The organism is Paenibacillus flagellatus (assembly GCF_003217775.1).
Lineage (GTDB): Bacteria > Bacillota > Bacilli > Paenibacillales > NBRC-103111 > Paenibacillus_AB > Paenibacillus_AB flagellatus.
The window spans coordinates 477,107-500,576 of record NZ_QJVJ01000004.1; the positions used below are offsets into that span (position 1 = coordinate 477,107).

General features: G+C 62.3%; 22 protein-coding genes. 10 read left to right on the forward strand and 12 right to left on the reverse strand.

Going from position 1 to position 23,470, the window contains the following annotated elements; translation table 11 throughout:
- Window positions 1-415 precede the first annotated feature (415 nt).
- Both DLM86_RS11800 and DLM86_RS11805 read left to right on the forward strand, forming a co-directional pair.
- Entirely contained in the window at window positions 416-1,387 is a 972-nt protein-coding gene (locus tag DLM86_RS11800) for a Gfo/Idh/MocA family protein (RefSeq protein WP_110840194.1), read from the forward strand.
- Window positions 1,388-1,425: 38 nt separating this feature from the next.
- Window positions 1,426-2,256 (forward strand): sugar phosphate isomerase/epimerase family protein, encoded by an 831-nt coding sequence (locus DLM86_RS11805; protein WP_110840195.1) that lies wholly within the window; start codon window positions 1,426-1,428, stop codon window positions 2,254-2,256.
- 149 nt (window positions 2,257-2,405) lie between these two features.
- On the opposite strand, the gene DLM86_RS11810 is transcribed toward DLM86_RS11805, so the two are convergent.
- The 3 genes from DLM86_RS11810 to DLM86_RS11820 all read right to left on the reverse strand — a co-directional run bounded on the left by DLM86_RS11810 (window position 2,406) and on the right by DLM86_RS11820 (window position 4,240).
- Window positions 2,406-3,167, reverse strand: a complete 762-nt coding sequence (locus DLM86_RS11810; RefSeq protein ID WP_110840196.1) for an SDR family NAD(P)-dependent oxidoreductase — start codon at window positions 3,165-3,167, stop codon at window positions 2,406-2,408.
- A gap of 44 nt (window positions 3,168-3,211) precedes the next feature.
- The gene (locus DLM86_RS11815) at window positions 3,212-3,910 is read right to left on the reverse strand and encodes a DUF554 domain-containing protein (RefSeq protein WP_110840197.1); all 699 of its coding nucleotides are present in this window, start codon (window positions 3,908-3,910) and stop codon (window positions 3,212-3,214) included.
- Between the two features lie 123 nt (window positions 3,911-4,033).
- The gene (locus DLM86_RS11820) at window positions 4,034-4,240 is read right to left on the reverse strand and encodes a hypothetical protein (protein WP_110840198.1); all 207 of its coding nucleotides are present in this window, start codon (window positions 4,238-4,240) and stop codon (window positions 4,034-4,036) included.
- 191 nt (window positions 4,241-4,431) lie between these two features.
- Between DLM86_RS11820 and DLM86_RS11825 the strand changes: the two genes are divergently transcribed.
- Entirely contained in the window at window positions 4,432-4,902 is a 471-nt protein-coding gene (locus tag DLM86_RS11825) for a hypothetical protein (RefSeq protein WP_110840199.1), read from the forward strand.
- Between the two features lie 118 nt (window positions 4,903-5,020).
- Window positions 5,021-6,577 carry an ABC-F family ATP-binding cassette domain-containing protein gene (locus tag DLM86_RS11830; RefSeq protein WP_110840200.1) on the forward strand — a complete coding sequence of 519 codons (1,557 nt, stop codon included), beginning with the start codon at window positions 5,021-5,023 and terminating at the stop codon, window positions 6,575-6,577.
- A 132-nt stretch (window positions 6,578-6,709) separates the two neighbouring features.
- On the opposite strand, the gene DLM86_RS33190 is transcribed toward DLM86_RS11830, so the two are convergent.
- The gene (locus DLM86_RS33190) at window positions 6,710-6,907 is read right to left on the reverse strand and encodes a DUF3221 domain-containing protein (RefSeq protein WP_425453959.1); all 198 of its coding nucleotides are present in this window, start codon (window positions 6,905-6,907) and stop codon (window positions 6,710-6,712) included.
- A complete protein-coding gene (locus DLM86_RS32065) occupies window positions 6,817-7,434 on the reverse strand; it encodes a hypothetical protein (protein ID WP_158289441.1) in 618 nt (205 codons plus the stop codon). The genes DLM86_RS33190 and DLM86_RS32065 overlap by 91 nt, the downstream gene beginning before the upstream one ends.
- 229 nt (window positions 7,435-7,663) lie before the next feature.
- On the opposite strand from DLM86_RS32065, the gene DLM86_RS11840 reads away from it, so the two are divergent.
- Window positions 7,664-9,229: a sigma-70 family RNA polymerase sigma factor gene (locus tag DLM86_RS11840; protein WP_245954523.1), complete on the forward strand. Its 1,566-nt coding sequence runs from the start codon at window positions 7,664-7,666 to the stop codon at window positions 9,227-9,229.
- A gap of 31 nt (window positions 9,230-9,260) precedes the next feature.
- Here the strand turns inward: DLM86_RS11840 and DLM86_RS11845 are convergent, their stop codons facing one another.
- Window positions 9,261-11,204 (reverse strand): dihydroorotate dehydrogenase, encoded by a 1,944-nt coding sequence (locus DLM86_RS11845; protein ID WP_110840203.1) that lies wholly within the window; start codon window positions 11,202-11,204, stop codon window positions 9,261-9,263.
- Between the two features lie 308 nt (window positions 11,205-11,512).
- Between DLM86_RS11845 and DLM86_RS11850 the strand changes: the two genes are divergently transcribed.
- Window positions 11,513-11,992, forward strand: coding sequence for a GNAT family N-acetyltransferase (locus tag DLM86_RS11850; protein WP_110840204.1), 480 nt, complete (start codon window positions 11,513-11,515; stop codon window positions 11,990-11,992).
- Here DLM86_RS11850 and DLM86_RS11855 read toward each other — a convergent pair.
- Window positions 11,989-12,543: a helix-turn-helix domain-containing protein gene (locus DLM86_RS11855; RefSeq protein WP_110840269.1), complete on the reverse strand. Its 555-nt coding sequence runs from the start codon at window positions 12,541-12,543 to the stop codon at window positions 11,989-11,991. The genes DLM86_RS11850 and DLM86_RS11855 overlap by 4 nt on opposite strands.
- Before the next feature lie 493 nt (window positions 12,544-13,036).
- Here DLM86_RS11855 and DLM86_RS11860 point away from each other — a divergent pair, with 493 nt between their 5' ends.
- Complete coding sequence (locus DLM86_RS11860) at window positions 13,037-15,145, forward strand: AMP-binding protein (RefSeq protein ID WP_110840270.1); 2,109 nt, start codon at window positions 13,037-13,039, stop codon at window positions 15,143-15,145.
- A 47-nt stretch (window positions 15,146-15,192) separates the two neighbouring features.
- Complete coding sequence (locus DLM86_RS11865; RefSeq protein ID WP_110840205.1) at window positions 15,193-16,140, forward strand: phosphotransferase enzyme family protein; 948 nt, start codon at window positions 15,193-15,195, stop codon at window positions 16,138-16,140.
- 3 nt (window positions 16,141-16,143) lie between these two features.
- Here DLM86_RS11865 and DLM86_RS11870 read toward each other — a convergent pair whose 3' ends face one another.
- The 5 genes from DLM86_RS11870 to DLM86_RS11890 form a co-directional block, all read right to left on the reverse strand.
- Entirely contained in the window at window positions 16,144-17,016 is an 873-nt protein-coding gene (locus DLM86_RS11870) for an alpha/beta fold hydrolase (protein WP_110840206.1), read from the reverse strand.
- Complete coding sequence (locus DLM86_RS11875) at window positions 17,013-17,645, reverse strand: TetR/AcrR family transcriptional regulator (protein ID WP_245954547.1); 633 nt, start codon at window positions 17,643-17,645, stop codon at window positions 17,013-17,015. Before DLM86_RS11875 ends, DLM86_RS11870 begins: the two co-directional genes overlap by 4 nt.
- 286 nt (window positions 17,646-17,931) lie before the next feature.
- Entirely contained in the window at window positions 17,932-18,945 is a 1,014-nt protein-coding gene (locus DLM86_RS11880) for a S66 family peptidase (protein WP_110840208.1), read from the reverse strand.
- 256 nt (window positions 18,946-19,201) lie between these two features.
- Window positions 19,202-20,200 (reverse strand): Gfo/Idh/MocA family protein, encoded by a 999-nt coding sequence (locus DLM86_RS11885; RefSeq protein WP_110840209.1) that lies wholly within the window; start codon window positions 20,198-20,200, stop codon window positions 19,202-19,204.
- A 43-nt stretch (window positions 20,201-20,243) separates the two neighbouring features.
- Window positions 20,244-21,263 (reverse strand): Gfo/Idh/MocA family protein, encoded by a 1,020-nt coding sequence (locus tag DLM86_RS11890; protein WP_110840210.1) that lies wholly within the window; start codon window positions 21,261-21,263, stop codon window positions 20,244-20,246.
- Window positions 21,264-21,640: 377 nt separating this feature from the next.
- On the opposite strand from DLM86_RS11890, the gene DLM86_RS11895 reads away from it, so the two are divergent.
- Together DLM86_RS11895 and DLM86_RS11900 are read left to right on the forward strand one after the other, a co-directional pair.
- Window positions 21,641-22,561: an AraC family transcriptional regulator gene (locus tag DLM86_RS11895; RefSeq protein WP_158289443.1), complete on the forward strand. Its 921-nt coding sequence runs from the start codon at window positions 21,641-21,643 to the stop codon at window positions 22,559-22,561.
- An 18-nt stretch (window positions 22,562-22,579) separates the two neighbouring features.
- Window positions 22,580-23,416 (forward strand): AraC family transcriptional regulator, encoded by an 837-nt coding sequence (locus DLM86_RS11900; protein ID WP_110840212.1) that lies wholly within the window; start codon window positions 22,580-22,582, stop codon window positions 23,414-23,416.
- Window positions 23,417-23,470: the final 54 nt, after the last annotated feature.

Below are 23,470 nucleotides of genomic sequence, written 5' to 3' on the forward strand. Positions count from 1 at the left end.
ACGTACATTTGTACGTTATTTCGTGCCTCGAACGGGAATTTCGCCGGAATAACGTACGTTTGTACGTTAGTTCGCGGCGGGAGCCGGCGTTCCAGCCCTTTCCGACTGAAATAGCGTACGTTTGCACCTTATTTCGTACCTCGAACGGGAATTTCGCCGGAATAACGTACGTTTGTACGTTATTTCGCGTTAACAATTCGGCAAGCAAGCCGTTCCCAAGCGAACCGGCGAAACGCTGCCCTTGCCAAGAGCCCGCGCGGCTCTTTTTCTTTTAGCCGCTCCTCTTCCCGCCCTTGCCCCCCCGCTCCGTCCTTTTTGCGTAAATTCCGGCTCCATTTCGATAAATACTTTTCCGGGTTTATCCACTATCGTTGTTCGTGTAACCAACCGTTCCGCTAACGAGGAGGAGTTCCCCATGGAAAAAGTGAAAGTCGGATTTATCGGCGTCGGCGGCATGGCCGAGCACCACATCAAGACGCTGCAAAAGCTGGAACGGGCGGAGCTGACCGCCGTACACGACATCAACCTCGAGCGGGCGAACCAGATCGGCTCGGCCTACGGCGCCGACGTCTACGCCGATGCGGAGCAGCTGCTCGACTCGGGCAAGGTGGACGCGCTGTTCATCTGCACGCCTCCGTTCGCCCGCGACGACATCGAACAGAAAGCGGCGGCCAAAGGCATCGCCCTGCTGTCGGAAAAGCCGGTCGGACTCGACCTCGAAGCGGCCAAGCGCAACGCGCGCGCCATCGCCGCCTCCGGCGTCGTCAATTCGTCGGGCTACTGCCTGCGCTACTTGGAAACGGTGCAGAAGGCGAAAACGTACTTAACCGGCAAACAAATCAACATGGTGCTCGCCTACCGGATCGGCGGCTTGCCCCCGGTCGCGTGGTGGAGACAGCAGCATATGTCCGGCGGCCAAATGGTCGAGCAGTCGACGCATCAGGTCGATCTTGTCCGCTACTTGGCCGGCGAGTTCGATCAAGTTCATTCGATCTACGCCCAGCGCAGCATTCGCGACGTTCATCCGGAGGCGACGATTTCGGACTACGGCGTCGTTTCGTTCACGATGCGGTCCGGCGCCGTCGGCTCGATCGTCAATTCGTGCGGCTCGCCGCACTTCGGCCGGGGCGAAGTCGAAATATACGGACCGGACTTTTACTTATGCATCGACGGCAAAAGCTTGACGATCCGCGACGGCGAAACGAAGCGGGACGAACAATGCGACACCGACTTCTACCTGGAGCAGGACCGCGCGTTCATCGAGGCGGTGCGTACGGGCCGGCAGGAGCTCGTGCTCGGCGACTACGCCGAGGCGGTGGCGACGCTCGAGGCGACGCTCGCGTTCAACGCCTCCGCGGATGCGCATAAGACGGTTTCCGTCGGCTGATCCGATCCGATTCCCATCCGATAAGGAGCGATACTTCCATGCTGAAAAGCGTCAACCAATGGTGCTTTCCCGAAGGCACCCCGCTGCCCGAGCTGTTCGAAATAAGCCGCGACGCCGGCTACGACGCCGTCGAGCTGAACGTCAATCCGCCCGGCTCCGTCGGCCTGACGATCGAGACGACCGCCGCCGAGGCGGAAGCCGTCGCGAAGCTGGCCGGCGAATACGGCCTGAAGCTGCGAAGCGTCTCGACGTCGCTCTTATGGCGCCATCCGCTCAGCTCGGACGACCCGGCGGTTCGCGAGCAGGGCCGCGCCGTCGTATCGAAGCAGCTCGAGCTTGCGGAGATCATCGGAGCCGATACCGTGCTCGTCGTCCCCGGCGCCGTCAACGCGACGACCTCGTACGACGATTGCTACGAGCGGAGCCGCATCGAGCTGGAGAAGCTTATCCCCGAGGCGGAGAGAAGAGGCGTCCGGATCGGCGTCGAGAACGTGTGGAACAAATTTCTGCTGTCGCCGCTCGAGATGAAGCGGTATATCGACGACTTGAACTCGCTGAGCGTCGGCGTCTATTTCGACGTCGGCAACATATTGGCCTACGGCTTTCCCCAGCAATGGATCCGCATTCTCGGCAGCCGTATCTTCAAAATTCACGTAAAAGATTTCAAGACGGCGGTCGGCAACGGCGGCGGCTTCGTTCCTCTTCTGGCGGGCGACGTCGATTGGCCGGAAGTCGTCGCGGCGCTGCGGGAAATCGGCTACGCCGATACGTTGACCGCGGAGATCGGCATTTACGGCAAAAGCCCTTACCAAGCCGTCTACGATACGGCTCGTCAGCTGGATGCGATTATTACCGGCTCACCGGGTTGACAGGCACGCCAAACGGGCCGTTCTTCCGCTCCTTGGAGCGGAAGAACGGCCTTTTGTCATCTCCTTATTCCCCCCACTCCCTCTCCGGCGTCCGACGATTTCCGAGCGTTTCCGTCATCAGCGGTCGAACGGCGCGATTGTCCGGGAAATTAAAAGCCGTAAATCGTCATGCCCCCGTCCACGAACAACGTTTGCCCGGTAACGTAACCGGACGCGTCGGAAGCGAGAAAGACGACCGCACCGACCAAGTCGGGCAGCTCGCCGATCCGTCCGAGCGGCGTCCGGGAAACGACCTCGGCGACGAACGCTTCGTCCGCCAGCAGCTTCTCGGTCAGGGGAGTGCGAAAATACCACGGACCGACCGCGTTGACGCGGATTCCGAGCTTGCCCCATTCCAGCGCGAGCGTCTTCGTCATCTGGATGAGCGCCGCTTTCGTCGCCCCGTAGACGACTCCCGTCCGTAGCGCCACGTGTCCGGCGACGGACGAAATGTTGACGATGCGTCCGCCGCCCCGCTCCCGCATGTACCGGGCGCACAGCTGGGAGGCGAGAAACGCCGACTTCAGGTTCGTATCGACGATCGTCCGCCATTCCTCGTCCGTCACGTCGAGCGCGGGCGTACGAATGTTCATCCCCGCATTGTTGATCAAGATGTCGATCCCCCCGGCGGCGTCGGCGATTCGATCGACAGCCGCCTCCAATTGGTCGCGTGACGTCGCGTCCGCCGCGATCGGATACGCCTTCCGCCCGGTCCCGCTTTCGATTTCGCGCGCGACGAGCCGAATGTCGGCCTCGGTACGCGCCAGCAGCGCGACGTCGGCGCCGGCTTCGGCGAGACCGATGGCAAGCGCCCGGCCGGCGCCGGTGACGATCGCGGTTTTGCCGTCCAGCCGAAACGATGGCAGCATCATGTCCATCTCCTCCTTTTCGGAATCCAATGCTTGGCAGCCCCCGATTAACGCAGCATGACGGCCATCATGACCGCCATGACGACGACCGCGGGCAGCAGGTTGGCCACATGAATCCGCTTCAGCTCGAGCAAGTTGATCCCCACTCCGATAATGAGCACGCCGCCGACCGCGGACACTTCCTCCGTAATCGCCGCGATCGCTTCCGCGCTGAACATCGACGCCACGAACGTGGCGCCCAGTGCGATCGCCCCTTGGTACAGAAAGACGGGCACCGACGAAAACGCGACGCCGACGCCGAGCGCCGAAGCGAACACGATGGACAAAAAGCCGTCCATCAACGATTTGGCGTACAAAATATCGTGATTGTGCCGGATGCCGCTCTCGATCGACCCGAGAATCGCCATCGCCCCGATGCAATAGACGAGCGTGGCGTTGACGAACGCTTTGCCCACCTTGCCTTCTCCGCGTGCGCTCACTTTGCTTTCCAGCCATTCTCCGAGCCGCTCGAGACCGCGCTCCAGCTTGGTCATCTCCCCGATCGCGCCGCCGATCACGAGACTGACGACCATCGCCAAGTAATGATCGGTCTTCATCGCCATCGTCAGCCCGAGCACGCACAAGGCGAGTCCGATTCCTTGCGTGACCGTCCTGCGCAAGCCGTCGCCCAGCCGGGGGACGATCAACCCCGCCATGCTGCCCGCCACGATCGCCAGTCCGTTCACCAACGCCCCCCATAGTACCATCCGTCGCTATCCTTTCCGCTTCCAGTCTCCCTCTCCCGCTTCCACGCAAAGAAAACGGAGCGCTCCCCGTCTCCGGAAAGCCTCCGTTTCCGTCCCTTCCGGCCGTTCCCGCTTCGGAACGCCTTACCCCGTCACGTACCAGATCAAGGCGACGCAGGCGACGACCGCCGCCACGACGTAAAACACCGTCAGCCGAATCGTATTTTTCCCCGTTCGCTGGTCGTATTCGGGGTTTCCTTCCTTGTTCTGCTTGGAATTGCCGATCCATACCGTCGCGATGGCGGCAAACGCGATCAGCGCCAGCAGCAGCGCCACGACTCCGATCTCCACGATCGAACGCCCCCCTAACTTGTCTCCGCTTCCGGACTCCTTTTATTGTAACCTGCGATAACGGAAAGTAAAGCGTTCCGGTTGAAAGGTTTGTGAACCGGCCCGCTCGCGGATTTTTGCCGCCGAACGGGCTGGCACGGCGTCGGGTTCCGAATGCGCCGCATACGATGTTTCAGGAGGTGAGACAAGTTATGACCAGCTTGCGTGCCTTTCTGAATGCGGCGGAGCTCGTATGGTTCACCGTCATCGACTCCGAACGGGTCGGACCGATCATCGTACGCGGCGGAATCGACTACCAGGCGCTGCCTCCCCGGTTCGACTCCGTCGCCAAAATTCGTCGTTTGTTCCGCCGGTACTGGGGCGTCCGCTTCACGAACATCCTCATTTGCAATTTGCGGCTTCTCCGCATCAACGGCCGGCTGTACGCTCCGGTCGGCGATCCGCCGGAACTGCCGACGACCGTGGTCGCGCTGCGGATCGTCAAGCGAAGCGGCGATTCGATCCTCGTTCGCGCCGCCTTGACCGGATTGGGCGAGGGACGGACGACGATCTTCTACACGATTCGATTCGACCCGAAAACCGGCGCCGCCCGTATCGTGAACCGAACCGGCCGGCGCAACGACATCCGCTACCAACGCTGCGTGCGCAGTTGCAGTCGGTAAAGACGCCGAGAGCGGCGTCCCTTCGTTTTTCCGGTTGAGTTCATCACCCGCGCCGGACTATAATAGAATCTATGCGATCGATACAATTCCTCCAATTTTTCATAGAAAAAGGTGCACGATGAGCATACTAACCGTAAAAAACTTGAGCCACGGCTTCGGCGACCGGGCCATCTTCCGCGATGTGTCGTTCCGCCTGCTCAAAGGCGAGCATATCGGGCTGATCGGGGCGAACGGCGAAGGCAAGTCGACGTTCATGAATATCATTACCGGCAAGCTTCAGCCGGACCAAGGCAAAATCGAATGGGCGAAGCGGGTGCGCGTCGGCTATCTCGACCAGCATTCCGTTCTGGCCAAAGGCCAGACGATCCGCGACGTGCTGAAGACCGCATTCGCCTACTTGTTCGAGATGGAAGCGGAAATGAACGCGATGTACGAGAAGATGGGCGAAGCGACGCCGGAAGAGCTCGAGAAAATGCTGGAGGACGTCGGCACGATCCAGGACACGCTCACGAACCACGACTTCTATATGATCGACGCGAAGGTGGAAGAGATCGCCCGCGGCCTCGGATTGGAAGATATCGGGCTCGAGCGTGACGTGAACGACTTGAGCGGCGGCCAGCGGACGAAGGTGCTGCTCGCCAAGCTGCTGCTCGAGAAGCCGGACATTTTGCTCCTGGACGAGCCGACGAACTATTTGGACGAGCAGCATATCGAATGGCTGAAGCGGTATTTGCAGGAATACGAGAACGCCTTTATCCTGATCTCTCACGATATTCCGTTTCTGAACAGCGTCATCAACCTGATTTACCATATGGAAAACCAGGAGCTGTCCCGGTACGTCGGCGACTATGACGTGTTCCGCCAGCAGCACGAAGCGAAGATGATGCAGCTGGAATCGGCGTACAAGAAGCAGCAGCAGGAAATCGCCGATCTGAAAGATTTCGTCGCCCGCAACAAGGCGCGCGTCTCGACCCGCAACATGGCGATGTCCCGCCAGAAGAAGCTCGACAAGATGGAAATCATCGAGCTGGCGAAAGAAAAGCCGAAGCCGGAGTTCCGGTTCAAGGAGGCGCGCACGTCCGGCAAGCTCGTCGTCGAGACGAACGGTCTCGTCATCGGGTACGACGAGCCGCTGTCCCGCCCGCTCGACCTGCGCGTCGAGCGCGGCCAGAAGATCGCCCTCGTCGGCGCGAACGGCATCGGCAAAACGACGCTGCTGCGCAGCATTTTGGGCGAAATTTCGCCGCTGGGCGGCCGGGCCGAGCTCGGCGAGCATTTGCACATCGGCTATTTCGAGCAGGAAATGAAAAGCTCGAGCGGCCATACGTGCATCGACGAGGTATGGAATGAGTTCCCTTCGTTCTCGCAGTTCGAGGTGCGCGCGGCGCTCGCCAAGTGCGGGCTGACGACGAAGCATATCGAAAGCCGAATCGACGTGCTGAGCGGCGGCGAGAAGGCGAAGGTGCGGCTGTGCAAGCTGATCAACCGCGAGACGAACCTGCTCGTGCTCGACGAGCCGACGAACCACCTCGACGTCGACGCGAAGGACGAGCTGAAGCGGGCGCTGCAGACGTACAAAGGGACGATTCTGCTGATCTCCCACGAGCCGGAATTTTATCGCGACGTCGCGACCGACGTATGGAACTGCGAGTCGTGGACGACGAAGCTGCTGTAGAGAGCGGAACGATAGAAAAAGCCTGATTTTCCGTGCGGAAAATCAGGCTTTTTCCGGTTTTGGCACACGGCTGAGCGGTTCATGCTGCCCATGTCCTCGCTTCTCGAACCTTATGCCGCTTGCTTGGGACGTTTACCTACTCCCACTCCCATTCCCTTTCCCCTCTCGGACGATCTCGATCTTCATGACCGAGGCTTGACCCGGATACGATTGCAGCATCATCCCCGTCGACCAGGCTTTCACCTGCTGGCCTGCGGCGAGCTTGTCGAACGCGAGCGGCTCCTTGCCGCCGCTTTCCACGATTTTGCCGTCGGGCTCAACGTGACCCATGTCGCGACGGGATCGTCCGTATTGCCGTTCTTTTTCGTCTCGTCCACGATCAGGACGCGGCCGTTGTCGATCTTTTTGATTTCGCCCGTAATATCGGCTTGCTTGCAGCATGGCTGCGCCGCGAGCTTCAGCGGGAACTCGGAGCCCGCATAGTCGAACAGCGCCTTGCGGATGCGCGCCAGCTCGTCCTCCCCGATCGGCTCGTCGACGTCTCCGTATCGGCGAATCGTCATCAGCAGATGATCGCTGCCCGTACCGACCGCCAGCATCTCGACGGCGTACTCGTTCTTCAACGTTTCCCGGAACCCGGTCAGCTTCTCCTGAATCGCTCTCAGATCGGTTTTGTCCGCTCCCGTAATGTCGTCCGCCAGCGACGCGGGAGCACTTTCGACCTTCGTCGCGCCGCCGGGAAGCGCCGCGCCGGACGATGCGACGGGAGGCACCGGCTTGTTGCCGCAGGCGGCGGCGAGCAGGACGATCGCGACGAACGGGAGCGCGACCGCAAACCGCAATCGACTCGACAGCATGAGCATGCCCTCCTTCCGATATTCCACATTCCGGAAACCTCGCGTCCTTCCTGACGTTCGGAACCGGCCGAATGTTGCGGCAGGATCGGCCGTTTTCGCAAGCGGGCGCCGCGCACCTCGATATGCTACGATAGGCATTAAGAAAATGTCAGACTGTCGGGCACGTAACCTTTTGCCCGCTCGCGGGCACTACAAGGATGAAGCCGAATATCGGAAAGGAGCGACGAATGTGAAGGAATGGGTCGAAGCGGCGATGCGGGGAGACCGCGATTCGTTCGAAAAGCTCGTTGCCCGCTATCGCCCGATGACGCTCGCGGTCGCCCGGTCCCGGTTGAACGACGCGCATCTCGCGGAGGACGCCGTGCAGGAATCGTTCGCCGAGGCGTACCGCGGCATCGGTGCGCTGGCCGATCCCGAAGCTTTTCCCGGATGGCTGAAGCGGATCGTGGAACGTCAATGCGGCCGGATGACGCGACGCAAGCGAATCGCCACGGTCCCGCTCGATTCGGTGCCGGACGCGGTCGCCTCCGCCGCATCGCCCGCCGAGGCGCTGCTCGCCAAGGAGGAGCGCGGCCGTATCCGCGCCCGGATCGACGCGCTTCCGCCGGGACAGCGGATCGCCGTTCTGCTGTTTTACATGCACGACTATTCGCTCGGCGAAATATCCGCCTTTCTGGGCGTCCCCGTTTCCGCGCTCAAGAAGCGTCTGTTCGACGCCAGACGCAAGCTGCGGACGTCGCTGCCGATCGCGAATCCGGTATCCGTCTTTCGAACCTTGTATGAAGGAGGAGTGCAAATGCTGCATATCGTAAACGGCGACGCCGTCGGCGACAAGCTGAAGCAAGGCGGCGTGCCCGGCGACGTGCTCGTGTGGAGGGAATTGTATTCGGAGGGTCCGGTATTCCCGGATATGGACGGGGAGGATCGACTGTCGATCCGGGCCGATTGGCTCGAACGGACGCTCGGCATTCCGCAGGACGTGTGGAGGGCCCATACCGCCGCGCAGGAGAGCGCGCTGTCGAACGCCGGGCAATACGGCGAAATCGTGCTTTGGTTCGAGCACGATCCGTTCGATCAAGCGATGCTCGCTTACTTGTTTCGCCGGCTGGCGGGCGTTCCGTTGTCCGGAACGAAAATAAGCTTGCTCCAAATCGGCGCGTTTCCGGGGATCGAGCCGTTTCGCGGCTTGGGCCAGCTATCCGCCGGGCAGCTCGCTTCGCTGTGCGGGACGTGGCGCGAGATCGGCCCGGACGAGCTAGCGTTGGGCTCGCGGGCTTGGGAGGCGTATGCGTCGCCGGACCCGCGGGCGTTGACCGCGCTGCTCGAGACGGACACCTCCGCCCTTCCTTTCCTGCGCGACGCCTTCCGTCATCATGCCGACCGGTTTCCTTCCGCCGCCGACGGCCTCGGTTCGGTGGAGCGGGCGACGCTCGCCGCCGTACTGGACGGGTGCGAATCTCCCCTCGACTTGTTCCGGCGCGTCGGCGACGAATTGAACGGTCTCGGCATGGGCGATCTGGCCTTCTGGGCGTATGCGAGAGACATGACGCGGGGACCGCATCCGCTTCTGCGACTGGAGGGCGCGGCGGCGTTCCCCGGCTTTGCCGAGCCGCCCGGCGATTTCGGCCGGGCGCGCCTCGTGCCGACCGACCTCGGCCGGCGGATGGCGACCGCTCCCGACGGCGATTGGATCGCGCTGAACGGCATCGACCGGTGGCTCGGCGGCGTCCGGCTGTCCGGCAGCCGGTCCGTCTGGCGGCGCGACGGGAGGAACGGGTCGTTCGTGCGGGGATAAGCCCCGCCCGGGATGCGTTGCGAGCGCGGATTTATTCCTCGGACGCCGGGACCGGTTTCGTCATATACGGGTAAAGGAGGACGAGTCCGGCGACGAACAGCGCGAACGCGAAGTACGCCGGCAGCAGATGGACGAAGTCGCCGTAGCCGATCGCGGCATGCACGCCGAACCCGGCGGCGAAGCCGGGCAGTCCGCCGACCAGCAGCGTCCACCACAGCCATCGCTCGCCTTGGCGGACGCCCCAGAGCGCCGCGGCGAGCAGCGCCAGCGCGTCGGACAGCAGCGCCCCGCCGAAGCCGGCCCGATCGTGAGCGATCAGCGGCACGAGGCGCGGATTGATCCGCGACAGCTCTTCGGCCGTGGCGCCGATATAGTCGATATCCTGCGGCACGAACACGTGCGTAATGCCGACGATCGAGATGACGCCGCCGCCGAGCGCCAGCGCGAAGCCGAGCGAGACGAGCATGAGCTGCCCCCATTGGGCGCGGCGCCACAGCCGGTCGCTTCGCAGGTTCGCGGGCGTGCGCGGCGGGTCGTCCGCCTCCCGGCGCATCGCCAGCATGAACATCGGGAGCAGGACGGCGGCGGCGAGCGCATGCAGCGGATCGAAGTAGCCGTACCCGAGGTACAGGAAAAAGCTCGAGAAGCCGACGATGCCCGAGACGAGCAGCGCCGTCTTCGTCCAATGCAGCCGCCGCCTCAGCCCGTGCCGGGCGAATTGGGCGTACAGGATGCCGATCGAGACCATCGTCCCCGCCAGCGTAATCCGGTCGTGCGACATGAACGGAAGCACGTTGCCGTTCCCTTCGTGCAGCTCGTGGCGGTGCGCTCCGAGATACGCTTCGTCATAAGGCAGGACGACGGTCGTGGCGGCGATGAGGAACGCAATGACGCCGCCGACGATCATGCCGATGCCGAGCAGGAACATCCATCCCCACCCTTGCCAAAACGTCTCCGGCTCGGGCGGTTTCTTCCCCCGCATCGCGTCGTGCAAAATCGCTTCGTTGATTCGCTTCGGCAGCCCCGGCCCGGCGAAGACGAGCCCGCTGTGCAGCTGCACGTAATCGGCGCCTTCGCGGACGAGCGTCACCGCTTCCGCCGGCTCGTGCACGCCTCCCGTCGCGATTACGGGACAGGCCGCGTCGTATTCGCGGATAAGCCGCAGCTTGCGCCGCGTAGGCGCAAGCCCGCTCCGGCCGACGGCGTACAAGTCGCCGGCCCGGATCGTATCGCCGATGACGAGCCCGTCATCAAGCCTCCCCCGCTCCCGCCGGCGGGCCAGCAGCGATTCGAGACGGTCGTCCGGCATATCGAGCGGTACGTAGACGAATACCGGCGCGCCTTCGCCGAGCATGCGCCTGGCCGCCCCGATCGTCTCCTCGGCTGCGGCGAACCATTCCTCCTCCGTCCACCGTTCGTCGAACGTGTCCAGGATGACGCCGTCGGCAAGCTCCTTCGTCCTCTCGACCATCCCGCTCACTTCGGCCGCCGCCCGCCTCGAGTCCGACTGCGGCATGTGCCTCAGCCGGAACAGCAGCGGCTGCCGCCGCTTCCCCGCGTTCGCCCGCTCCCTTGCCAGCACCGCCTCGATGCCGTCGCTCTCGTGTCGCACGGGATAGTGCAGTTCCTCCCGCTCCGCGTCGAGAACGATCGGCCCCCCGCCGGCGATCGGCTCGGGCGTCACCGGCCCGACCTCGACGTAGCCGAAGCCGAACTGCGCCAGCGCCGCCGGAGCTTGGCCGTGAGCGTCCACGGGGCCTCCCAATCCGACCGGATAGCCGGTCCGCAAGCCTCCGAGACGGTCCGACTCCAGGTCGCGGTACCGGTCCATATGGCCGAGCGTCTTGATGAGGAGCGTGCCGCCCGGCAGCCGGCTGAGCGCTCCCATTGCTCCCAGCGTTACCGCACGCGCCGTCCGCGAAGGCATGGCGAACAGCAGCGGGCGAAACAACGTTCGGTACGACCAATCCGGCATGCTTTCTCCCCCTTCCGATTTGGCATAACAAACCGGCCAATAAGAAAAGCTTCCGATCGAAGCCTTTCGATAAGGTACATTCGTGTTCCAGCGGTAGCTTATTGTTGGTGAAGAAAGTCGCATTCGCTTTCGTGCTTTAGTAGCGAAGTTAAACTTCCTGCAACGTTAAAAAAACGCCATCCGGCATAGATGGCGTAGCGTGGCTATATCGTGCAGGACGTACCTTAAACCGAATCATACCACCCGACCCGGAATAAGTCTATTCTTTTTCCCTTTTTCATGAAATACTGGAGCCGGGAGGGATACCGATGACAAGCTGCACCTATGACGTCGTCCCGCTGGACGACGCGAACGTGCGGGCGGCGGCGCCGCTGCTCGCCGAATACAAGCACGGCGATGCTCCCGTCACCGACGCCGCCATGGCGGAATGCAAGGAAAGCTGGCGGCGGCTGATCTTAACCGGCCATTCGTACGGGCTGCTGGCCCGCTGCCGCGAAACCGGCGAATACGCCGCGTTCGTTACGTATTCGTGGGGATTCTCCTCCACGAAAGGGATGCCGGTCCTGCGCATCCAAGACGTCTTCACGGCGTCCCGCCGCCGCCGGACGGGAGCGTCCGAGGCGCTGCTCGCCCGTACGGAGACGATCGCGCGCGAGGCGGGCGCCCACCGGCTCCAGCTCGAAACGGACGTCGACAACGCCGCGGCAAGAGCGCTTTACGAGAAAGCGGGCTACCGGCCCATCGAACCGAAGCTCGTCTATATGCGGCCGCTCGTCCCGCCTCCTTAGAACGGATAGCGGATAATGACCTGCAGCCACGTCGGGGCGTCCGTATCGTTGACGTACACGTGCCCTTGGTCGGCGTTGAACCGGATCGCGTCGCCCCGGCTGACCCGGTACGAGTCGTCCCCGATTCGCAGCTCAAGCTCGCCCTCCGTCACGATGACGAATTCCTCGACCCCTTCCTGATGCGGCTCCGATTGGTGCTCGCAGCCGGGGCCGATCGATACGGCGTACACCTCGAAATGGGTCGTCGGGTCGAACGGGAATTGCGGAAACGCCCGGTACAGCCCTTCGTTCTCCGTCATCGGCTCGACGTCGGCGAACCGGACGACCGACACCTCGGGCGATTGCTCCGCGATGAGCGCCGTCACCGAGATGCGCAGCCCGTTGGCGATTTTCCACAGCAGCGATATCGTGGGATTCGAGTCGCCGCGCTCCACCTGCGCGAGCATCGCCTTGCTCACCCCGGTCAGCTCCGCGAGCTTGTCGAGACTGAGATCGCGCGACTTGCGGATCGCCTTCAAATTTTTGCCGACCTTGATCGGGATATGGTCCATCCGTTCCATGCGTCCTTCCGTCCTTCCGTCTCCATGTCATGCCAAGTCCCTTATATTGTAAGCCGAATCCGGCCCGCCCGCAAGGAAACGGGCGATTCGGGCGATTCGTCGCCGTTTTTTCCGCGATCGTGCAAAAAGCCGACATGAGGGCGGGTGGCGCAATAGAACCGCCTCCGCGTAGCCGAATCGGGAACGGGATACGATGAACCTCATCACGGGAATGATGCCGTTGATCGCGGCGTTCATGTCGCCCGGCATCGTCATCAGCATGCATTCGAACGATCGCCCCGATTACGCCGCACCAATACCCCCGACGTCCAACGTGCAAAGCTCGTCCGTGCTCCGCCCCTCGCTGCGGTCGTCTCCGGTACTAGGGGAATCTAGTACTTTCCAAAGGACGAATTATGCGTACAATGAAGTTAAGACCTGGTCCCAATCCGCCCTCGCCACCGCGTCGGCCGCGGGACCCCCCTACCGGAAGGAGATGATCGCCGTGAAGGTGATGGTGGCCGTACTTCGATGGATCGTATTTCGTCTGTTCCGTGTCCGTCTGAGCGGATTGGGCCATATCGACGCGACAAAGCCGGCGCTGCTGCTGCCGAACCACGTGTCGCTCTTGGACGGCGTCTTCCTGATGCTGGCGCTGCCGCCGGAAGTCGTCTTCGTCGTCAATACGGGCATCGCGAAGCGCTTCGCCCCGTTTCTGAAATTTTGCCGCATCGTGACGGTCGATCCGCTCAATCCGTATTCCGTCCGTCATATGATCAAAGCGGTGCAGCAAGGCTCTCCGCTCGTCGTCTTCCCGGAAGGGCGCATTACGACGACGGGCGGGATGATGAAAATATACGGCGGCGTCGCCTTTATCGCGCTGAAAACCGGGGCGCCGGTCCATCCGGTCGCGATCAACGGGCCGGAACGTTCCAAGCTGTCGTATTTGAACGGGCTGCTGCGCCGAAGGTGGTTCCCGCCGGTCGACGTGACGATCGGCAAAGCGTATCGGCTCGAATCCGACTCGGGCTTGCCCGTCAAAGTCCGGAAGGAGCAAGCAGCCGCGCAAATCGGCCGCATGCTCATGCAGGAGCTGTTCGACAGCCGCATGAAGCCGGACGTCAACCTGTTCGACGAGCTGATCGCCGCGGCCGCCCGGAACGGAGCCGGCTTCCCGGCTTGCGAGGATGCTTCGCAGCGTATCGGCTACAAGCAGCTGCTGCTCGCCTCGCACGTACTCGGACGGAAGCTTGCGGCGAAGCTCGAAGGCGAGACGAACGTCGCGCTGCTGATGCCGAACGCGGTCGGTCACGTCGTGGCGCTGTTCGCGCTGATCCGCATCGGCAAGACGCCGGCGATTCTCAACTTCTCGAGCGGCATGCAGGCGGTGCTGGACGCCTGCGAGACGGCCGGGGTGCGGACGGTGATAACGTCCCGCCAATTCGTCGAGAAGGCGAAGCTGCTGCCGCTTGCCGGCCGGCTCGAGGAGCGCGGCGCGGTCCTCTTCCTGGAAGACGTGCGAAGCGGGGTGACGCTCGGCGACAAGCTGCGCGGGATGATCGATTACCGCATGAAGCGGCGCGCCGACCCCGGCGCGAACGAAGTCGTCCTGTTCACGTCCGGCAGCGAGAGCAAGCCGAAGGGCGTCGTGCTGAGCCACCGGAACATTTTCGCCAACGTCCAGCAGGCGCGCACGGTCATCGATTTTACGTCGCGGGACAAAGTGTTCAACGCGATGCCGATGTTTCACTCGTTCGGCTTGACGGCCGGTACGCTGCTGCCGCTGTTAAGCGGGATGAAGCTGTTTCTGTACCCGAGCCCGCTGCACTACAAAGCGATTCCGGAGCTCGTCTACCATAATAACGCGACCATCCTGTTCGGCACGTCGACGTTTTTGGCCGCCTACGCCCGAGCCGCGCACCCTTACGACTTCTACTCGCTCCGCTACGTCGTCGCCGGGGCGGAGAAGCTGAAGGAGGACGTGAGGCAGCTTTGGTACGACAAGTTCGGCATCCGCATTCTCGAAGGCTACGGGACGACGGAGACGGCGCCGGTGCTGGCGCTGAACACGCCGCTCGCCTTCCGGAAAGGCTCGGTCGGCCGGCTGCTCCCCGGCATCGAATGCGTATTGGAAAAAATACCGGGGATCGAAGGCGGCAACCTGTACGTCCGGGGGCCGAACGTGATGAAAGGCTATTTGCTGCACGGCCAAGGCTTCGTGCCGTGTCCGGACTGGTACGATTGCGGGGATATCGTCGACATCGACGCGGACGGCTTCGTGACGGTGCTGTCCAGACGGAAGCGGTTCGCCAAAATCGCCGGGGAAATGGTGTCGCTGAACGCGGTGGAGGAATGGATCGCCCGCGCCTTCCCGGACGGCGAAGCGGCAGCGGTCAGCGTCTCCGACGCCCGCAAGGGCGAACGCATCGTCCTGTTCCATACGTCGCCGGATGTGACCGTGGCATCCGCGAAGGAGGCGATTTTGGCGGCCGGAGGCACCCCGCTCGGCGTACCTTCCCGGCTCGCGCGCGTCGAGAAGCTGCCCCTGCTCGGCAGCGGCAAAACCGACTACGTGGCGCTGAAGCGAATGGCCGAGTCGGACATCGGCGCTTGACGTCCGTCATCGACGGCCAACGCTTCGAGTGCATGAAGGAGGAACAGATGGACAATCGGGTTGCGATTTTGAAAGATCGATACGGACTGGAACGGATGAACGTGATCCCCCAACAAGGCGGTTGGGCGGCGCTCGCCTATCGCGCGTTCGACGGCGAACGGACTTTTTTCCTCAAAGCCTACGAAAAAAGCCGGGCGTCCACGCCCAAATGGACGGCGCTCATCGACGCGTATGCGCCGATCCTCGTATGGCTCGCACGCCATACCGGCTTGAGCGGGAACGTTCCCGTGCCGATCCCGACCGAAAGCGGCGCCTTCCGGTGCGAGGACGACCAAGCCGTTTACATGCTGTACGAGTATATCGCCGGGGAGACGGTCGGCGGCAAGCCGCTGACCGGCGGCCAAATTCGCCGGCTGGCGGAAATCGTCGCGGAGCTGCATCGGTACGGGGAACGGATACCGGTCGATACGGACGCCGTCAAGGAGCGCTTCGACGTCCCTTTCTTGAAGCCGCTCAGGCGGCTGCTGCACGAGCCGTCCGACCGGATGCCGACGGACGTCGGCGCCTTGCTGGAGCCTTTCGCCCGGTCGGTCGGCAGGCTGGCCGATACCGTGGAGGAGCTGTCCGGGAGGCTCAAGGCGGGCAGCCCGCGCATGGCGCTTTGCCATACGGACATTCATCGTTGGAATATGATGCAAACGGACCGGGAACTCATCCTGGTCGATTGGGAAGGGTTGAAGCTCGCTCCGGTCGAAGCCGATCTGACGTTTATCGCGGAGGAGCCTTATGCGGACGACTTTATGGCCGTCTACCGGGAGGTTCATCCCGATTACGAGCCGAACGCCGACGCGATGCGGTTTTATCGGGGCCGGCGCAAGCTGGAGGACATCTGGGAATTCGCCGAGCAGCTGCTATACGATGATCCGGACGCAAGCGGACGCGAAGCGGCCATGGACGGCTTGACGAAGGAGCTGAACGGCTTGGACGAAGCGTAATCGTTATGTACGCAAAAACCGCTCGATCGCTTCGTTCACCCGCCCCGCCTGCTCCGCCATCAAGCAGTGTCCGGCGCGCGCGATCGACTGCGTCTCGGCGTGAGGAATCGCGGCGGCAGCCCGCTTCACCGCTTCTCCCGCCCGGTAAATGCGCTCCTCCTCCCCTACGAGAAACAGAACCGGCGCCGTTACCCCGGCCCATTCCTCCGTCGGGAATACGCTCGGCACGACGGCCAGGCGTATCCGGCAGTGCGTATAGGCGACGACGATCTGGTCCAAGACCGCCGGAGGCAGCTCGTTCCCTCTCGCCAGAAACCAGTCCCACGCCCGTTTGACGGAACGTCGTCCGGGCATCAGGAGCGCCGGGTAAACCCGCCAAAGGAACGTCAGCCACGGCACGGGGAGAATCGTCGCGATCGGCGCGAGGAGAGCGAGCCTCTCGATGCGGCCGGGGCGGGCGATCGCGTAGTTGGCCGCCAGCCAGCCGCCCATCGAATGGCCGATCAGCGCCGTCGTCCCGATGCCGAGCGACGCGAGCGTCTGGTCGAGCCATGCGGCGCAATCGTCCCTCGTACGAAGCGGACGGTCCGCTTCGCTCAAGCTGAAGTCCCCCGGCGTGTCGAGACAGTACGTCCGGAACCGCCGTAAGGCGGGCATCGTATCGGCCCACATGCCGGAATTCGCCGTCATGCCGTGCAGCAGCACGACCGGCTTGCCGTCCGCGGGGCCGCTGGCGATGACGCGGATTCGGCCGAACGACGTGCCGACGGAGAACGTTTCGTATGGAACGGTCCAGCGCTCCATCGTACGCGCATAAGCTTCCTCGAACAGCCGGCGGCCGGTCTCGCTTTTGAAAACGGAACGGGTATCGTTCACTCGGGATTCCCCTCCTCGGTTACGGCCGACGCTTCGCCGGGCATCAAGACGGAGCGGAGCATGTCGGACAGCACCCGGAATTGATCATCCAGCCGGATGCGTTCCGGACCGGAAACGATGCTTTCGAAGAACATCCCGTCCAAAAACGACATGACCGTAAGGGCGATCGCTTCGACGGGGATAGTCGGCCGGAACGTCCCGGCCTCCGCGCCCGAACGGAGCAGCCGTTCGATCGCGCCGAACACGGCGTCGTGGCGCTCCCCGATCAGCTTCATGCGCCGTTCCTCCTTGCGGCCGACGATCAAATATTCGTACAACACCGGGGCCAGACCGTTGTCCGCATCGGCGGCCCGGGCCAGCTGATCCCGCAGGAAGCGGCCGACCGCTTCCCAAGGCGCGGTGCCTTCCCCACCCTCCGCCGATTCGTTCATCTCCCGGTAAACGCGGCCGATCAGCTCCAGGAACAGCTGCTCCTTGTTGGCGTAGTACAGGTACACCCCGCCGAAGCTTCTGCCGGACTCGGCGACGATGTCCTTCATCGAAGCCGCTTCGTACCCTTTACGCTTGAAAACGCGGCCGGCCGCCTCCAGGATGTCGTTTCGGACGGCGTCTTTGCGGGTTTCGGACACTTTCGGCAATGGATGCGCCCCCTTCATTTCGCTTCACCAAAAAAACGAGAGAGTTCTCGCTTATTATAGCGAGAACTCTCTCGTTTTACAACCCCCTTGCAGGCATATGTCCCGCAACAGCAGTGCAGCAAGGGCTCGTCCGCGCCGGTCGGATTCCGCCTCAAGCCGTGGAATAGCGGGGGATGTTCCGCCGCAGACCGTCGCATCAAACGAACGAACGACCGTTCGCACGTTCGGTGACCTGTCTTTGCGCTTATGCAGCGCGAGAACGGCCCCGCGAGCCGGGTTAGGGAATGAAATGCTGCAGGACGGTTCCCGCGCCGTCGTCCACATCGATTTCCGCATAAGCGCCGTTGACGAAAGTCATTTGCGGAGGAAGATGGCCGCAGTCGATGTCGTACACGACCGGGACTCGAAGCTCACTCGACAGTTCGCCATAAACGTCTTCCAGCGAGTAATGATCGACGGGACGATGAACGCCGCTTCTGCCGAACAGCACGCCCGCGCAGCGGTCGAACCAGCCCGCCAATCTCATCTGCACCAACGACCTGCGCAAATCGGTTGTCGATAGCTCGCAATTTTCCAAATACCAAACGATAGGCTCCTTTTGAATAAACCGATCTTGGAAACTGCGAACGTCGCCGTAAGGCGTCCCGATCAGATGTCGGATGACATCGATGCACCCGCCCAACAACCGGCCGCGAAGGGACGCGCCGTTTCCGGAAACGGTTTTCCAGCGGGTCGGTTCGGTGAGATGGAAGACGCACGGCGAAGCGTTGGCGTGATCCCATTCCTTTTGATAGTTCGGGGAAGAACGTTGAAGAATCGATTCTCCCGCGGGAGTGGAGAGAACGGCTTTCCACATCGCCGTCGTTTGATCCGAATATTCTCCCCTCAAGTCGATGAGATTCGTACCGTGTGCGGTCGCAATGCCCGTTTTTAACGTAATGGCGAGCAGCAGCACGCTGATATCCGAATACCCCAGCACCCATTTGCTCTCGATTCGCCCGAAGTCGAGATGTTCGATCGTTTCGATGGCCAGCTCTCCTCCCCAAGGAGGAATGATCGCATCGATCCGGTCGTCGCGCAGCATGGCGTTTAACTCGTCGGCACGGCTGGCGGCCGGGGACGATTTCGCTTTCGATTGCGTCCACGCCGTATCGCCGATGACGACATGGAAGCCTTGCGCCTCCATCCGGCCGCAAGCCTGCCTGAGCAGGCCGTGCCACTGCTCCTGCACGCCGGATGAAGGCGCCGTTACACCGATCGTCGCTCCTTGTTTGAGAATCGGGAATATGATCGGAAGTCCCTCCCCTTCACCGCTACTCTACGTTTCCGAATTCATGATTCGACGCTCCCGCGGCGCAATCCTTCACCTCGCCGCGGTGAGTTTTCGCGGGAGATGGCGGTCAAAATGACCGCGTTCGAGCCCGTAAGCGCCGCCGCCCCGGCCCGTGCTCGCGCCACCGCCGCCTTTACCGGCCCCTTGGCGCCGAAAGACGACAAGGCCGGCTGCCGCCCCGCGGCCTCCTGCCTTCCCTTAGCTCTCGCCGTCCTTACGCCATAACCGGCGGCCCCTCATCCTCGACCGGTACCGCTCCTCCGCTTTCGGCGGAACGGTGGGCGGCGAGCGCAAACGCGAGCGTCCGCATCCCGTCCGCATAGCCGCATAAGATCGAGTCGCCGGACCCCGACGCCACCGCCTCGACGAACGCTTTGTCCTGCTCGTAGCTCGGATCCCGCTTCGACGTAATCGTGACGTGGCGCTCCTTGTCGATGATCGTAACCGTCTTCCCGTTGCCGCTCAGCTGGACGTAAAAATCGGGGCCGAACAGCTTGATCTCGGACTCGCCGTTGAACGGCGAGATGCACGACTCCGTAATCGTGCCGACCGCTCCGCTCTCGAGCGTGAACGAGACGGCGCCCGCGTCCGCAATCGTCGCATCCGGGTACAGCTCGCCGATCGCGCTGCGGCCGAATCGGGCGCTCACGTCGCGGTACTCGCCGACGAGATAGCGGATCAGGTCGACCTGATGCGTCACCGCGTCCGCCAAATGCCCGCCCGATTGATGCTGCTGCCTCCACCATGCCGCCGGATGCGACGTGCCGAACCGGTAAGCCTGCACGAGGTGGACCGTACGGCCCTGCAAATAGTGCTTCGCCTGCTGTACCGTATCGTAATACCGGAGCACGTATCCGACCGAATGGAGGACTCCCGCCTCGCGAATCGCCTTCTCCTTGCGGCGCACGGAGTCGAGCTCGAGCCCGAGCGGCTTTTCGACGAACAGGTGGATGCCCCGGCCGGCGGCGACGGCCTCCAGGTCGTCTCTCGCAAACTGCGGCGTGCAAATGAAGACGGCGTCGATGTCGGACCGGTTCAACAGCGCGTCCGCGCTGTCGGCCACTCTCGCTCCGACGGAGGCGGCGGCCCGCTCCGCGCTTTCGCGGTTCACGTCGAATACGCCGACGACTTGCGCGAGCGGAATTTTGCTTAGTGTATTCAAATGGTGCCGGGCGATGCCTCCGGCGCCGATCATCCCGATTTTGACGGTCATCCTTTGTCCCAACCTTTCGATAAACTTTCGCGATGCGTCCGAATTACTCGGCAAGGGGCAAGCTGACGCTGCGCCCCGTCGCGATCGATTCGTCGATGGCGAAGCTGACCTCCATCGACCGGTACGCGTCCGCGAAATCGCAGCGCGTCCGCGTTCCGTTGCGGATCGCACCGATGAAATCGTCGATCTCCTCCGCGAACGGATGGTGCGTCACGTCGCCGCTGTCCGGCAATATCGTCGGAATCGTCGCATAGTCGGTTTGCCCCGGCAGCTTGTGGCTGAACAGCCGGTTGTTCATAATGGCGCCCTTCTCCCCGAGCAGGTGGACGTTGAACTTGTACGGCGTTTTGCATTCGAGCGAGGACGACACTTTGCCGATCCCCCCGTTTTGGAGCTTGAAAATGGCGATCGCATTCGGATCGAACTCGTAGTCGGAATCGGCCCACGTCCGGCAGCCGTAGGCGGTCACCTCGGCAATGTCGCCGGCGAAATAGCGGACGGCGTCCACTGCATGGCAGCCCGCGGACAAGATGCTGCTGCCGCCCTGCGCCTTCGTCCTGCTCCACCGGTATTGCGGATATTTCGGCCCGACATGATGCCAGTAATCGACTTGGGCCATGAAGACGCGGCCGATCGCGTCGTCTTCGATGAGCGCTTTCGTGTTGGCGAACGAGGGATTCCAGCGCAGCACGAAGCTGACCGCCGTCGCGACCGGATGGCGCGCCAGCGCCTCCGCCATGCGACGCAGCCCCTCGCGGTCCATTGCGAGCGGCTTCTCCAGGACGAGATGCTTGCCGTGCCGTGCCGCGACCACCGCCTGCTCCGGACGCAAATCCGGCGTCGAGCAGAGGACGACCGCATCGACGGTCGGGTCCTTCACCGCCTCCTCATAGTCACCCGTCACGCGGGCGGCGATGCCGAGCGAATCGAGTCTCGCTCTCGCATGCTCCGCGTTCCGGCTCACGACGGTGGCCACTTCGGCGTCCGTCCGGCTTGCAATCGCTTTCAAATATTCCCCCGCTACCCATCCGGTCCCGACTACAACAAAACGCAACGTCCCCATCCGTTCTCCTCCTCGGATCGTCGAATCGAATGTGCGGCTCCGGCGTCATCCCCGTCCAGTCGTTTGTCCCGCCGACATTTGTTTCTTTCAAACATCATTGTGTTAGTTTCGAACATCCCTCTTCATTGTACTCCACCGTCTTCCGATCCCGCAACCGGAAAATGGGCCGGCCGCCTGGAAAGACGCCCGCTTCTCCGTTGGCCTGGACCGCTCCTCCCCTTTCATGTATGCTCGGAAATTCGTCTATATTCGGTTCATCCGAATGCTCTCCTCTTTTTCCCCTGCCGGCGATACAAAATTCGTTGCAATCGGCTCCGCATTGGGCTATCATCAGGTCACATCGAAAGCGACAACCCGTACGGAGGCGGCGATATCCGATGGATTACGCGAAATTCGAGCTGCGTGAAGAGCTGGCGGTTCGAAAGCTGATCACGTTTTTTTACAGGGAAATGCCGAAGGACTACTTCTTCGAAGGCGAGAAGCACGATTTCTGGGAAATCGTCTTCGTCGACAAGGGGGAATGGGACGTTACCGTCGACGGGAAGCCGTTCCATCTCGAGCAGGGCGACCTCGTGTTCTACGGACCGAACGAATTTCACCGGGGCGGGGCGGCGCAGAGGTCGACGCCGAACGTCATCATTTTGACGTTCGAATGCGATTCGCCGGCGATGGGTTATTTTGCGGAGAACCGGGTATTCCGGCTCGACGAACGGGAGCGCGCCATCTACGCGAGCCTGGTCCGGGCGGGACTCGACGCGTTCGACCCGCCGATCGATTCGCCGCGCATGCGCAGGCTGAGCCGCCGGGCGGACGCGCCGTTCGGCAGCGAGCAGCTGATCCGCAACCATCTGGAAAACCTGCTCATCCACCTCATCCGCCGGAAGCGCGCTCCGGTCGCGGCCGAGAAGCCGGCATCCGCGGTCAAGGAGAACAAGGACCATGTCATCGCCGCGGACGTCGCCGAGTACATGAAGACGCACATGGCGGACGATTTGACGGTAGACGAGCTGTGCCGCCGGTTCCGGGTTAGCCGCACGCTGCTGAAGACGGCGTTCAAGCAGCATACCGGCCAAGGCGTTCTGGAATATTTCAACCACCTCAAGCTCGAACGGGCGAAATCGCTTATCCGCGAGGAGAGGCTCAACTATACCGAAATCGCCGAAGCGCTCGGATACAGCAGCATCCATTATTTCTCGAGACAGTTCAAGAAAACGACCGGCATGACGCCGACGGAATACGCCCGGTCAGTGAAGCTGCGGGCGCTGGACGATCAGTCGGGCTGCTGGGATTTGTCGTGACGCAAAGGACGTGACGCCGTGAAGGACGATATCGTATCGTCGCTGCTGGAAATGGCCGAGCTGCGCGTGCTGACGTTCGACGTTCACCGCCGCCGCGAGATGAACTACCGGAACCGCGTCTTCGACCGGTTCTACATGATGACGTACGTCCGGGAAGGCTCCGCCAAGCTGAAGGTGCGCGACCGGGTATACGACAATCGCCCCGGCACCGTCATCTTCATCCCGACGTTTCTCGAGCACGACCAGTATAAGGACAGCGACGAGGAAACCGAGTTTTTGTGGTGGCATTTTACGTACAAGATTCACGATACGATCGACGTGCTGCCGTTTCTGCACGTCCCCTACATTTATCCGCTGCGCGAATACCGGAAGTTCGAAGCCGTCTTCGACGAATACATGCTGTCGAAGTCGGAAGGGAGCCGGGTTCCGAACGTGCTGCTGCGAAAAGCCAAATCGCTCGAGCTGCTGTACCTGCTGCTGAAGGACGGCTTGGAGCATGTCGGCACGGTGGAGGAGGAGCATCCGTCCCGAACGTTTCTGGCCGTCCTGCTCCGCATCGTCTCGTGGCCGGAAGCTCCGCTTTCGCTCGCGGAGATCGCCGAGGAGCTGAACATGAACCCGACGTATGTAAGCAACCGGTTCAAGGAGCTGTTCGGCAAACCGCCCATTCTGCTCCATCGCGAAATGAAAATCGCCAAGGCGAAATCGCTGCTCCGAACGCGGGAAATGACCGTTTCCGAGATCGCCGACCTGCTCGGCTTCAACGATATCCAGACGTTCGCCCGCCTGTTCAAGAAATATACGGGAATCGCTCCGGGACAATACAAGTCGCTGTTCGGCGATCCGGCCGAATGACCTGTAAAAGTGCCAAACTTCGGCAAAGTTGTGTTCTGTTCTCCGCCGCTTGAA

What these genes read in the sequence shown, in the direction of transcription:
- DLM86_RS11800 (WP_110840194.1), top strand. Translation starts at nt 416, where the DNA reads ATGGAAAAAGTGAAAGTCGGATTTATCGGCGTCGGCGGCATGGCCGAG.
- DLM86_RS11805 (WP_110840195.1), top strand. Translation starts at nt 1,426, where the DNA reads ATGCTGAAAAGCGTCAACCAATGGTGCTTTCCCGAAGGCACCCCGCTG.
- DLM86_RS11810 (WP_110840196.1), bottom strand. Translation starts at nt 3,167, where the DNA reads ATGATGCTGCCATCGTTTCGGCTGGACGGCAAAACCGCGATCGTCACC.
- DLM86_RS11815 (WP_110840197.1), bottom strand. Translation starts at nt 3,910, where the DNA reads ATGGTACTATGGGGGGCGTTGGTGAACGGACTGGCGATCGTGGCGGGC.
- DLM86_RS11825 (WP_110840199.1), top strand. Translation starts at nt 4,432, where the DNA reads ATGACCAGCTTGCGTGCCTTTCTGAATGCGGCGGAGCTCGTATGGTTC.
- DLM86_RS11830 (WP_110840200.1), top strand. Translation starts at nt 5,021, where the DNA reads ATGAGCATACTAACCGTAAAAAACTTGAGCCACGGCTTCGGCGACCGG.
- DLM86_RS33190 (WP_425453959.1), bottom strand. Translation starts at nt 6,907, where the DNA reads ATGGGTCACGTTGAGCCCGACGGCAAAATCGTGGAAAGCGGCGGCAAG.
- DLM86_RS32065 (WP_158289441.1), bottom strand. Translation starts at nt 7,434, where the DNA reads ATGCTGTCGAGTCGATTGCGGTTTGCGGTCGCGCTCCCGTTCGTCGCG.
- DLM86_RS11845 (WP_110840203.1), bottom strand. Translation starts at nt 11,204, where the DNA reads ATGCCGGATTGGTCGTACCGAACGTTGTTTCGCCCGCTGCTGTTCGCC.
- DLM86_RS11850 (WP_110840204.1), top strand. Translation starts at nt 11,513, where the DNA reads ATGACAAGCTGCACCTATGACGTCGTCCCGCTGGACGACGCGAACGTG.
- DLM86_RS11855 (WP_110840269.1), bottom strand. Translation starts at nt 12,543, where the DNA reads ATGGACCATATCCCGATCAAGGTCGGCAAAAATTTGAAGGCGATCCGC.
- DLM86_RS11865 (WP_110840205.1), top strand. Translation starts at nt 15,193, where the DNA reads ATGGACAATCGGGTTGCGATTTTGAAAGATCGATACGGACTGGAACGG.
- DLM86_RS11885 (WP_110840209.1), bottom strand. Translation starts at nt 20,200, where the DNA reads ATGACCGTCAAAATCGGGATGATCGGCGCCGGAGGCATCGCCCGGCAC.
- DLM86_RS11890 (WP_110840210.1), bottom strand. Translation starts at nt 21,263, where the DNA reads ATGGGGACGTTGCGTTTTGTTGTAGTCGGGACCGGATGGGTAGCGGGG.
- DLM86_RS11895 (WP_158289443.1), top strand. Translation starts at nt 21,641, where the DNA reads ATGGATTACGCGAAATTCGAGCTGCGTGAAGAGCTGGCGGTTCGAAAG.